The 12,440-nt window shown below is 37.7% G+C and carries 10 protein-coding genes and 2 pseudogenes; 9 read left to right on the top strand and 3 right to left on the bottom strand.

From position 1 onward, the window contains the following. Nucleotides 1–90: pseudogene (locus HMPREF0519_RS13725) on the top strand (IS5/IS1182 family transposase); the annotation flags it as partial. Here the strand turns inward: HMPREF0519_RS13725 and HMPREF0519_RS14480 are convergent. Beyond that, a pseudogene (locus tag HMPREF0519_RS14480) lies at nt 73–337 on the bottom strand (hypothetical protein). The pseudogenes HMPREF0519_RS13725 and HMPREF0519_RS14480 overlap by 18 nt on opposite strands. Before the next feature lie 270 nt (nt 338–607). Beyond that, nucleotides 608–1,387 carry an alpha/beta fold hydrolase gene (locus HMPREF0519_RS11165; RefSeq protein ID WP_003636292.1) on the bottom strand — a complete coding sequence of 260 codons (780 nt, stop codon included), beginning with the start codon at nt 1,385–1,387 and terminating at the stop codon, nt 608–610. 344 nt (nt 1,388–1,731) lie between these two features. On the opposite strand from HMPREF0519_RS11165, the gene HMPREF0519_RS11160 reads away from it, so the two are divergent. Then, the gene (locus HMPREF0519_RS11160) at nt 1,732–3,150 is read left to right on the top strand and encodes an IS5-like element ISLrh3 family transposase (RefSeq protein WP_003636289.1); all 1,419 of its coding nucleotides are present in this window, start codon (nt 1,732–1,734) and stop codon (nt 3,148–3,150) included. An 80-nt stretch (nt 3,151–3,230) separates the two neighbouring features. On the opposite strand, the gene HMPREF0519_RS11155 is transcribed toward HMPREF0519_RS11160, so the two are convergent. Next, on the bottom strand, nt 3,231–3,818 hold the full coding sequence (locus tag HMPREF0519_RS11155; protein WP_003636287.1) for a recombinase family protein: 588 nt from the start codon (nt 3,816–3,818) through the stop codon (nt 3,231–3,233). A 159-nt stretch (nt 3,819–3,977) separates the two neighbouring features. Between HMPREF0519_RS11155 and HMPREF0519_RS11150 the strand changes: the two genes are divergently transcribed. The 7 genes from HMPREF0519_RS11150 to HMPREF0519_RS11125 all read left to right on the top strand — a co-directional run bounded on the left by HMPREF0519_RS11150 (nt 3,978) and on the right by HMPREF0519_RS11125 (nt 12,352). Then, complete coding sequence (locus HMPREF0519_RS11150; protein WP_003636286.1) at nt 3,978–4,703, top strand: hypothetical protein; 726 nt, start codon at nt 3,978–3,980, stop codon at nt 4,701–4,703. Nucleotides 4,704–4,799: 96 nt separating this feature from the next. Continuing rightward, entirely contained in the window at nt 4,800–5,981 is a 1,182-nt protein-coding gene (locus tag HMPREF0519_RS11145) for a serine hydrolase (RefSeq protein ID WP_003636284.1), read from the top strand. 682 nt (nt 5,982–6,663) lie between these two features. Further along, nucleotides 6,664–8,418: a thiamine pyrophosphate-binding protein gene (locus HMPREF0519_RS11140; protein ID WP_003636280.1), complete on the top strand. Its 1,755-nt coding sequence runs from the start codon at nt 6,664–6,666 to the stop codon at nt 8,416–8,418. Between the two features lie 202 nt (nt 8,419–8,620). Beyond that, nucleotides 8,621–9,193: an MFS transporter gene (locus tag HMPREF0519_RS14475; RefSeq protein WP_003636278.1), complete on the top strand. Its 573-nt coding sequence runs from the start codon at nt 8,621–8,623 to the stop codon at nt 9,191–9,193. 58 nt (nt 9,194–9,251) lie between these two features. Beyond that, complete coding sequence (locus HMPREF0519_RS14470) at nt 9,252–9,713, top strand: MFS transporter (RefSeq protein ID WP_233419331.1); 462 nt, start codon at nt 9,252–9,254, stop codon at nt 9,711–9,713. 1,287 nt (nt 9,714–11,000) lie between these two features. Next, on the top strand, nt 11,001–11,612 hold the full coding sequence (locus HMPREF0519_RS13115; RefSeq protein WP_003636275.1) for a zinc-ribbon domain-containing protein: 612 nt from the start codon (nt 11,001–11,003) through the stop codon (nt 11,610–11,612). A 479-nt stretch (nt 11,613–12,091) separates the two neighbouring features. Beyond that, nucleotides 12,092–12,352, top strand: coding sequence for a hypothetical protein (locus tag HMPREF0519_RS11125; RefSeq protein ID WP_040472812.1), 261 nt, complete (start codon nt 12,092–12,094; stop codon nt 12,350–12,352). The last annotated feature ends 88 nt before the right edge of the window (nt 12,353–12,440 follow it).

The raw sequence follows: 12,440 nt of genomic DNA, 5'->3' as shown, positions 1-12,440 counted from the left end.
TGACTTTGGAAAAATTGTGAGCGTCAATTAACCACCAGTCTGCAAATGGTCGTTTTAGCGTTTTTAGCACTATTACTTAAGAGATTTTAGACAGCTTCTAAGTAACAGGTTTATCAGAAGTAACAAGCTACAAGAAAATGATGCAGATTGAAGTGAAATTGAATCCTTGAAAATAAATGTTTCCGAAATAATTAAAACAATCTCTATGACCGCAATAAAAATCAAGAAGGCTCGGTTTATATCGTCCCGCTCGCGTTGCGACTTTTTCTTTGCGTGTTAGCCAAATGATGATGAATATCAAAATTATTGATAATAAGTTAAAAATCGCTAAGGCCATTTTGCCCGCCCTTCTGCACTATGCTATCCGCTACACCCTTGATGCAACACAAAAGCCTCGATTTCAAGGTAGTCAAAGCTCATAGATAAAGGGATAAAAAAGTGACAACGTGTTGACCAATTTCTAAAGGACTTTGGTACCCGCTTTTACGTTATCCTCTCAAGCATGTGTTACGTTTTCCATTATTGGTCAGCAGACGCATACTCACTTTTAAAACTAGCAAATGTGTTGGTTCTTGTTGAGTTGATGATACCTGACGCTATTGCCATTTTAGCGAGCGATTGTTTCGATAAAATCATCAACAACATGGTGGTAGGCTGTTGGCATCTCAAGTCGTTGAAGATGTCCTGATTTAAAGACCACAAAGCAAGCATTCGGAATATACTTCTGAATCTCAATTCCTTTTGATGGCCCATTGACGGGATCATACAAACCACTCGTAATCAAGGTCGGACATGTGATTTTTGGCAATTCATTTCTAAAATCAAATGCCGTTATAGATCTTAGCGCTCTATCTTCATCCTCAGGAGACAAGCTGTTTTTTTGAAATCCTGAATCTGTTAGTTGCTTGATATTATCCTTATCAATGGTTAAGTGGCGAATCCAATAATCTCTCCTTTCAACTTTGTCTAAGGGGATATTGTCATTCTTTGCCGTGTCAGCAAGAGCTGATGCTGGATTATGCGCAGCGGAGACATTCAAAATCAAGCCACTTAAGTCTTGTGGAATTTTGGTTGCAACTGCTTCTGCTATGTAGCTTCCCAAGGAGCCACTGTACAAGACGAAATTGTGCAAATTCAGTTTTGAGATGACTGCTAATGCATCTTCGATATGGTTCTCTAGGGTAAATGGATGCTTTGGATGATCTGAAGCTCCATGGCCTCGAAGGTCATAACGATAAACACGGTGATTTTTAGTTAGAAACGGCAAATCCGTATCATAAGTCTCTTTACAGTCAGTAACACCGTGAATTAGAAGTATTGGGCTTCCTTCTCCATGAACATCATATGATATCCTAGTTCCGTCTTTTACAGTAATATACTCAGACATAAAACTGCCTCCTTAGTTATTGACCAAACATTGTCATTATATCATTTGGTTTAAAGTATGCACGAATAACTGTCATTAACAAAAAACATTAAACAAAAATTATATTATAAACATAGCATCAGCAATTTTTGATATAGGCTTTCCATCTTACTTTCGTCATTTCAATAACAAATATACTATTAATTCTATTTATATACATCAAAGCTATTTAGTGGCTGGTGAAAGCAGCATAACTGCAAGCTTTATTGGCATCAAAGAATAGTAAAGATTATAATTAGTGTAAAGTAAACATGGGCTAACGCCTGTTTTCCTTGCACTTTTTATTTTTCCTGGAGGAAACCATCATGGCTTATCGACATCGTGCTACCCAATTGTCATTTCAATCCTTTAACAACGGCCTTGGTGTGCCACTTTCTTCCGACAATGAGTGGGTTCAATTAGCCGACATGCTCCCGTGGCAACAGCTCGATGAAGCCTATCAACTTCTTTTTACTGAGATGGGTGGGCGCGCTGCTAAACCCTTTCGTCTGCTTTACGGTGCCAGTTTGATCAAGCAAGCAGAACATCTAACCGACCGTTCGGTCGTTACCGCTATTCGTGATACCCCGGCTTACCAGTACTTTATCGGGCTAGACACCTACACAACCGACCTGCCGTTCAACCACTCAACCTTGGTTTATTTTAGACGACGCATGGGTCAAATAACGGAACTAGTGCGAAATATCATCAGTGATACCTTGCGCGAACAAATCCAAAGCTTATTGCCAGATGATGAGCTCCGTGTCTTGATCACAGACGCTACTGCGGTGCCAATTGAAATTCGTTTTCCACAAGATACTTCGCTGCTAAATCAAGCTCGGCTCAATCTAGAAGAAATGTTATTAGACATGGCTCATCAGTTGCAAATCAAGCCTCCACGAACCTACAAACGTGAAGCAAAAGCTAAGTGGACCGCTTTTGCTAGAAAAACGCGGCGTTGGGCTAAGGAAACACGCAAGCAGATCAAAGTACAGCTCCAGTATGTCCGACGTGATCTACGTTATATCGATGTGCTGTTGGCCCACGGTGCCTCTCTTAACGAAAGGCAAACCAAACGATTGGCTGTGATTCGTGAACTTTTTGACCAGCAAATGTTCATGTATGAAAATCGGACCCATCGGGTCCCAGGACGGATTGTTAGCTTGGCACAACCGTGGATTCGCCCGATTAACCGTGGTAAAGCCAAACAACGAACCGAATTTGGTCCCAAGATTGATGCTTCAATTGCCGATGGCATGATCGATATCGAACGATTTGATTTTAAGGCGTTCAATGAAAGCCAAGATTTAGCAACAACCATCGATCATTATTTCGACGTGCATGGTTATTATCCCGATGAAATCTTAGCTGATACACTTTATCGTACCCGCGAGAATCGTCAGCTCTGTCAACGACTAGGCATTAGGTTGTCGGGACCAAGTTTAGGACGTAAGCCTAAAAAGATGGATGCTAAGCAGCGGCAAGTTGATCGTGACGCAGAGAAGCGGCGCGGGAAAATTGAACGCGGTTTTGCCTTCATGAAAGGCCCTTTGGGCCTTTCATTGGTGCGGACTAAAACGGTAGCCAGCATCGCAGTGACGATTGATATTGCGATCAATCTAGCCAATCTAAAGATGCTACTAAGGCTTTTTAATGGACCAATTTTGATTTTTGTAAAATATAAGCAGGAATCCATCTTAATTCACTATCAAATTCACGTTTCAGGTAGCCGGAATGTTGCCTAATTCACCAGCCACTAATTAGACTTATTAAGTAAAGAAAATAGGGACCCTTTCAGTTAACATGTGCTAACCAAAAGGGGGCCCTATTTTCTTTTAATACCGTATTTCACACGGTATCGAATAAAGGTCGTCCGTTTAATACCTGTATTTTGGGACACATCAATGTCACTCATGCCTGCTCGATAAAGCTTAAAAGCATGTTGCAAGCGGGGATCGTCTTGGGTGTATTGGGGTTTGCGCCCATGATATTTGCCTTGTTGTTTAGCCAGGGCAATGCCTTGTTGCTGACGTTCGATGATCCGCTTACGTTCACTTTCCGCCTGGTACTTATACAATTCAATGATGAGGTTAGTCATAAGTTGACGCAAATTAGGGTCAGTAATCCCTGTCATGGACGGTAAATTCAACACATCTAGGGTGGCACCCTTATTTTGAATGGAGTTCATGATCTTAGTCAAATCATGGTTGTTTCTGCCTAAGCGATCTAATTCAGTGACCATTACAATATCACCCTCACGAATATAGGCCAGCATTTTTTGCAGTTCTGGCCGATTAGTGTTAGCCCCACTTAATTTATCCGTAAATAATTTATCAACGTCTTTTAAAGCCGCTAACTGTCGATCTAAATGTTGCTCCTTGGAACTCACACGCGCATAACCGATTTTAGCCATTTCCAATTCTCTTTTTGGACAGTTCTAATGAACGCTTGTAATTCCTAGTATAGCACAGAAACAAAAAGGACCATTAGGGTATACTTACGATTCGCTTTATGATGGCACGAAATGGCTTGGATATGTCAATACGGATAATTTGAGCGAGGAGGCGAATCAATGAAAAGGAAAAAGTGGGCTGTTTCGGCGAGCATGATTTTAGTAATTCTTATCTTATTCATTGGGATTGCCATGGCCACGTCACGGGCAAATCCCAATAGCAAAAAAGTAAGTATGGTGGCAGTAAATAGTTCCCAAATTCATACCAGCAAGCCAGCATCGTCAGAGAAACAGTCATCTTCCAGCTCGCGAGTGCAAAGCGTTAAAAGTTCGACATCAGCTCAGGCTAAATCAACTACAAAGACTAGTGAAAAAATGGTCAAGTCGGAAAGTGGCACATCTGATCCAATTTTCCGTGTGTATAAAAGGGACTCAGTTAATGGGGCAATCAAAAAGTATCACACATTAAAGAATCCCCCAAAGGCAACGGGGCAACCGGTTAAATTAACTAATGGGATCAAAGCTGTTAAGCAGGGAACAATGGGGCATGTCTACGTTCAGTGGCAACATGGTAAATGGTTACTAACGGTCATTATGAATTCAGCTGATGCCATGACGCCCAAGAAATTGATCAGCAAAGTAGCAGTTATCCAACAGCATTTGAATCAATTGAAGCTTCTCAGTCAAAAAGTTAATCAGGGCTCGGTCAAGATTTATGCCGACCCGCAAAGAAATCCTGTTAATCAAATTAGTTGGCGAACAGATACCAAGGTTGGTGAGGTCGTTGGCAATGATTGGATCCCAACGGTTAAAGCTGCTGTTCAAGAACTTGGACAGATGGGCTAAGCCAAAAAAATAATTATTCAATTGTGAAAATCTAATCTGTGACGCCATTAATCAAATAATCAAAATTGATCTAAAAAAGATAAAGGGGATCAACACATGAAATTTAATTGTCGATACAAATTAATAATCGCCTTAATGGTAAGTACCTTAACGCTACTGATGTTATCTATCAGCCAAGGCATGCCGGTAATGGCTGACAGTTATCAGACCGTTAGCACTACCAAAGTGGTTTCAACTGCCTATCACCGAGCTTCATCAGCCGGAGCGCTTTACAATTTAGCTCATACTAAAAAGTTACATTTACTGAAAAATTACCCTTACACCACATGGTATGTGACTCAAAGGTTAGTCTTAAAACACGATAATAAATCAGCAATTTATTATCAGGTAAAAAACGCCTCTGGTACGGTGTCTGGGTACGTGTGGCACAACTATTTAACTAAAGGGAAAGCCCCTTTTGACTTGAAATATGCTAAGGCCGCCATTGCAATGAATGAAAAGACTGGCAAGATCTTGTGGAGTAAAAATAGTAATATGCCCCGCGCAATTGCTTCGGTGTCCAAACTGATGACACTGTATCTGGTCGATAAGAAAGTCGCAACGGCTGCCTATTCGTGGAACAGTAAAGTGAACACGTCGTACTCTGGACTAAAAAGCCTTGGTCAATCGCTTGTTTACGGCGGATTCAAGTTCACTAAAAATAGTTATACGGTCAAAGAGTTGTATGAAGCGGCATTAATTGATTCTTCTAACAACGCGGCCATTGCGCTGGGACAGTGGGTGGCAGGTGGCGGTACGCCGAGTTATAACAAGTCATTTGTTAAATTAATGAATAGGCAGGCAAAATCATGGAACCTTGGTAAAGCCACCTTTGTTACGGCGAATGGCATGGAACAGAATGCATTAAAAGGTTACGGATATTCAACTAGCGGCGGCAATGCCAATCTTGTTTCAGCCAAAGACGTCGCTTTAATCGCCAGGCATTTGATTACTGATTATCCAAGTACACTAACGTATTCAAAAATAAAATCGATGAAGGTATCTGGTCAACTATGCTATAACTACAACAATTTGTTATCAGGTCGGGCATTTTATCAAAAATCGTTAGACGTCGATGGTTTAAAGACCGGGTTCACTGATTTGGCTGGATATTGTTTCGTCGGTACCGGCAAAAAGACTGGTCATGATCGACTGATTACTGTCGTTCTTCATGATCAAAATGAGTTTACTGAAACCCGTTCGTTAATGAACTATGTGTACAATGATCATCTAATCTAATGTTTAAGATGAATAAGATGGTGGATGAAACTGTTTGAGATCTTGAAAATCGCCACAATAGGGACTGACATAAAGGCTAAGATCATCATCGTGGTGCTTGTATGTAAAAACTGCCTTTCACAATTTTTTCAGAGTCGTCAATATCCTTCTAAGCAACTAAAAGAACGTTCAATTCACCAGCGTTTTGGTAATACTTCAAATTGATGTAACTCTTTAAGTTTAGCGACCTGAGTGGTCGCTTTTAAATTAAGTTGTCCATCTATTGAGAAATTATGGTCACTATGGTCATCATCGACTAATACACTCTAAACCAAGCGTAAGTGCTCGGCATTCAAGGCTAACATCGCATTGGCATCGTCACGATCATAAACATTTATCCAGGTTAAATAAACTGTTTGAGATCTAAAATAAACCTTGCTATATTTTAGATCCCAAACAGTTTTTAGGACATAGAGCATGGCCCAGAAGATATCATAAGAATCAACGTGTTTTAGCTGGACCGTTTTTTAATAGCTTCAATATTCTGATGAATCAACTTAAATTATTGGGGCAAAGGGAAAGATACTAAACAGATTCCAAAAACAAATTAATTCTAAAAGTTGCCTTTTCCAATGAAAGGGTTATTATTAAGGCAACTGCTTATTAAAAGTGAGTAAATAATTTTTTGAAGGAGATTATCTTCATGACAAAAATGATTGCTGGTCAAGCTCTAGTTAAAGTTCTTGAGGCTTGGGGTGTAGACCATGTTTACGGAATTCCTGGTGGTTCAATTAATCATACTGTTGAGGGGCTTTATCTTGAAAAAAATAACATTAAGTATATTCAAGTAAGACATGAAGAAGTAGGCGCAATTGCTGCCTCTGCTGATGCCAAATTTACTGGCAAAATAGGAGTTGCTTTCGGCTCTGCTGGTCCTGGTGCTACTCATTTATTTAATGGGCTTTATGATGCTAAAATGGATCATGTCCCCCTTTTGGCTCTGGTTGGTCAAGTTTCACAACCTACGATGAATACTAACTATTTTCAGGAGATGGATGAGGATCCATTATTTGCTGATGTTTCTGTATTTAACCGGACCGTCACAACTGCTGAGCAGATCCCCTATGTTATTAATCAGGCCATTCGTGAGGCTTATCGGCAAAAGGGAGTTGCGGTTGTTCAACTTCCGGAAGATTTAACAAGCAAGAAAATTAATTACCAACCAAGTAAAACCCCTAAAATTATTAAAGATAGTTTTAAACAAGTGGTTGACTCTAAGGCAGTTTCCGATACTTTACAAATGATTAAAGAAGCCAAACATCCACTAGTATACGCCGGACGTGGATTATTAGGATCCCGTGATATACTTCAAAAATTTGCCAAACAGTTCAATCTTCCTATCATGAACACAGTTCCGGCTACGGGTGTCATTAGTACTGATAGTCCTAATTTTATTGGTACATTTGGTCGACTAGGTACTAAATCTGGTTTTGAAGCACTTCAACATACCGATTTAATTTTATTCCTTGGATCTGAATTTCCTTTTGCTAAGTTTTGGCCCAAGGGGATTAAAATCATTGAAGTTAATAATAACTCGTTTGATATTGGTAAAACTGTTGATATTGATTATGCAGTGATTTCTGATGCTCAGAGTTATCTTTTAGCACTTATTAACAGTGGGGAGTCCCGACCTGCTGATGCTTGGCTCAAGGCCAATCAGGAGAATAAAAAGAATTGGGATAATTGGTTAAATAAATTAGCTGAAGATGATAGTAATGGGCTTAACCCAGAAACTGTTACCAAGAAAATCCAAGAAATTTCTGGACCCAATGATACATTTTCTATAGATACGGGGAATGTTTCAGAATGGGGTGTACGTGGCGTACCGATGAACCAAAATCAACGATTTGCAATTTCAGGATTATTTGCTACGATGGGATTCGGAATTCCTGCAAGCATCGCTGGAGCCTTAAGTGTACCAAATGGTCAAGCCTGGTCGCTTTCTGGTGATGGCGGCTTTTCAATGGTCGTTCAAGATCTTATTACTCAGGTAAGATATCACCTTCCAGTAATTAATATTGTTTTTTCAAATAAAAGATTTGGCTTTATCTGGTATGAACAGCAAGAAACTAAGCAACATTTTTATGGTGTTGATCTTACAGGTGCAGATTGGGCTAAAGTTGCTGAGGGGCTTGGCGGAATTGGTTTTACTGCCACTAATAAGAGCGATGTTGAAAAGATATTTACAAAAATTCAGGCCTTACAAAACTCAGGGAACCAAAAACCAATTGTGGTTAATGCTGAAATCAAATCGGATGATCCAGTGGCTACAGCTTATATGCCGATTGATACAAATATCTATGGTGAAAAAGCTTCTGAAGCGTATGCAAAACACTATGGAATAGATCGAACTACACAACCCCCACTTAGTGACTTATTAAAAAAATATAGTAAATAAATACTTTGTTTGGTTTACGAAAAAATAAAGTACTTTTAAAAATATATCAATTAAACAGAACAAATTATCAATTTATTATACAGTTTTAACGGCATGCTCCGGTATCTTTACCGCGAGCATGCCGTTAAGTTTTTAAAATTTTTCATTTTTAAATTATTTTAAAGGATGGTGTACTAATAAATGCCTCTATTAAAGACTGGGCGTGTTTCTAAACTACCAGAATGGCAACAAAATTTACATATATTGTGGTTTGGAACCTTTATGGCGGGGATTGGCTCCAGCTGTGTTGCCCCCCTTTATATCGTTATTTATCACTCAATTAGGAAATTTTTCTGATTCAGGAAATGCTCTATGGAGTGGCATGGCCTTTTCAGCTCCCTTTGTAACTAAAGCACTAATTTCCCCCTTTTGGGGACGGTTATCTGATAAATATGGACGTAAGCCAATGCTCATTCGTGCTTCTCTAGGCATGGCTTTGGTAATGATGGCAACGACACTAGTAACTAATGTTTATGAATTAATTGGGTTGCGTCTATTACTAGGGGTGTTTAACGGTTTTGTCAGTACTGCCAACACTTTAATTGCCATTCAAACTCCAAGAAATAAAAGTGGTCAAGCATTAGGAACATTGGCCACCGGAAACGTTTCGGGAACACTTCTGGGCCCATTGGTGGGGGGGAACAATCGCCAATTTTATCGGTTATCGCTATACTTTTTTAATGACTGGAATATGTCTTTTCCTTTCTTTTTTGTTAGTTTTATTTTTTGTACATGAACATTTTACAGTTTCAATTAATAGTAAAAAGCGGTCCTCTGGTAGTTTCTTCTCAAGTATGCCAAATAAACAAATTATTTTAGGAATGTTCTTAACTACTATGATTATTCAAGCATCTAACAATTCAATTGAACCAATTTTCGGTCGTCTAGGTGATCGTTGGGGTACTCATTGGATCTTGCTGGGTGGCCTAATATTCTCAATATTAGTTTTTATTCCCATGGCATTTGTCCAAAATGTTTGGGAACTGGGCGGGCTACGTTTGTTAATTGGTATTTCAGATGCAGCTTTGATCCCAAGTGTGCAGACAATTCTCGCTAAAACATCACCTCATAGAATAATGGGAGAAGTATTTAGCTGGAATCAAAGCTTTCAAGCAGTTGGTAACGTTGTTGGTCCACAGATTGGGTCTACTGTTACCAGTTTTCTAGGCTATCGAGGTGTTTTCTTATCAACTGCCTTTTTAGTATTAATTAATCTTTTTAGCGTTTTTAAACAGACAAAGTCATTTTATCAATAAAAGAATAGGAAATGATAATTCCATCATTACATAAATTATGAGAAACCAAAGGTCGTTTTGATTAATTAATTTTCTTTTTAATTACTCCGCAATGCATCGAACATGGTGACTATTCATAATATATCTTTTGCTGAAATCCGGTCAAAAAAGATTTTTCATATGGCTTGCGTTATGCGCTTGATCAGGTAAAATACAGTTGATCCTCTATTTGCTTAGAGATTATTGACACATATATCAGGAGAACGCGGTTCATTAATTTGGACGGCGTTTTTTTATGATTAAAAATAAGTTGATTGGTTTTTTGAAATCGAAAAACGATCCCACAAGAATCTAAAAAATCCCCTAAGCCAAAATTGCTTCTTAACCTAGAGGATTTTTATTACAAGATACATCCTTATCGCTCAAAGATGTTAAATAACTATTCGAATTCTGTGCTCCTATACTGATATTTGGCACCAAAATTATTAGATTTTGTGTCATAATAATAAAAATCAGAATAGGAGTTCTTTTAATGAAACCATACTCAGATGGTTTCATTAGCTTTTATCAGGTTACTTCTTAAAAGATACTAAACAGCTTCTAAGTGAAAAAGTAAGGCAAGCTTTGCTTAACAATAGTAATGCAATTAGTAATCTCAAAAATGACTAAGGTTCCACTCAATAGGGCACAAATTACTGTAAGAAACTTTTGGTATGAAATAGTTGGATTTTACGTTAACTAGGTATTTTTAATTATCAATAACAGGCCATTATCTTTAAATGAATTTTGATCTGCCCCCCTGAGTTGGAGAAATCTAATTCAGGGGGTTAACTGTGGTTTCTTATAAGGTTAAGTTAACCTCTGCCAGCTTCAATATCTTGTCACTGATGGATTTCCGTTTCTTCTGCATCATATATTTATACAGCTTAATGCTAATTGAGTAGATTGAGATTTTGGATATTAGTGAAGCTAGATATATTAAGAACAATTTAAACTTAAGATGATGCCATCATTATGCAAATAATTAAGGATCGCTTGCAGTTACAGACCAGTGACATTTTTCAAGAAGCCTTTCTTAAAAAATTAGGCACTTGAACAACCCTTAACGCTTCAATTCGTCGTGCTAAATTTCGCTCACGAATACTAACATTCATGTATAATTAACTTTTGCCATTTTTAGAGTGTTTCCGGAACACTTAATTGTAACCAATGAAATTAGTCGTTTTCAGTGATTACATTAGGGTAGACGCAAAAGACAGAACTATATTTTCTAATATAATGTAGTCAATTAAATTTATTGGAGGCTACATGAATATCATGTATTGTGTAAATTGTGGTAATCGTTTAGAGAAAGACGCATCTTTTTGTAAATTATGTGGAGCTAAAATTCCTAGTATCGATGAGGTAGCCACAAAATTTTGTAGTAATTGTGGAATGAAAATCCCACAAACTGCCAATTTCTGTAGTAAGTGCGGAATAAAACAAAACAATGCTGAAATTATAAAAAAAGGTACTTTGGTTAAAAATCCAGATCCTATTTCGTTGTTAGGGTTGTTTTACAAAGGGGCTTTTAAATACGATGAGAGAACAAATAGGCGAGATTTCTGGATAACAATTTTCCTTAATTTTGTAATTGCATTATTTTTTCATGGTATCTGGTATTTGATAATTTATGTTTGGGGTGCGGAAAAATCCAACGCCATGACTAGTTATCACTTGTACTTCTTTTTTACACTAGTAATGATACTAGTTTCTTTTGTGTGGGGAATTTGGACTTTGTTTTCTAATATTTCTATTGATATTAGACGGTTACATGATATTAACAGATCAGGTGCATGGTTACTGCTGGTCTTTGTACCATTTATTGGGCCTATAATTTTACTTATTATGTACATGCAACCAAGTAAAAATTATTTGTAAGATTGTCTCATTTGTAAAGCTTCACTTTTTGTACAGATGTGGTTAATCTTATATTTTAAAGTCGTGAGATACGTTTTAAGACGTTTAAAATTTATTTGAATATATATATAATATACGTGATTAAGTTAAAACGGCTTAAAAGAGCTTAGAATTGATTACAGAAAGAAATGATAACATGTGGTTAAAAATTTTTGGCATTATTCCAATGATAATGTTCATAGTTGCTTTATTTTTAATTGGGATTGCGGGGCTAGCGATTATTATTTGGCTTATCGTTGAGTGATAATCTTAAACGACGTACCAGCACCTAACGGGGTACACAAGGGACGAAACCACAGCCCTATTACAGGGCACAGGTATAAGAATTCTTTATATAAAAAAGTTCAAAAACTTGACAAATTGTATTGAAATACGATGCAACAAGCGTATAATGTTTTTTTTATTTTAAATAGCCCAACAAAAATAAAGGAGAAAAAAGTTTGACAAAATATTACGAGATTGAAGCAATGCAGAAATTTATCGACTTAACACACGCAAACTTAGGCTTCATGGCGAAGCAAGTAGGTATTGATAGATCAACACTTTGGGAAGCACTGAATGGCTATGAACCTTCTGATAAGACTAGGCTGAAAATTAAAAAATTTTTGAGTAACGAAATTGAAGATATTATAAACGAAACGGGTTATGACGTTGATAAACGTGTAATTATCAGACCTGAAAGTTTAAAGGAACAGAAATAAGAGAGAGAACCAGAGAGAACCAGAGAGAACCAGAGAGAATATAATAAGAGTACCTAAGTTCATTCGCTTGCACTCATTCACTAACAAG

The sequence above is a fragment of the Lentilactobacillus hilgardii DSM 20176 = ATCC 8290 genome, from assembly GCF_000159315.1.
GTDB classification, from domain to species: domain Bacteria; phylum Bacillota; class Bacilli; order Lactobacillales; family Lactobacillaceae; genus Lentilactobacillus; species Lentilactobacillus hilgardii.
Note: the sequence above shows the minus strand (reverse complement) of the source record. Positions and strands in the feature narration are given on the sequence as shown.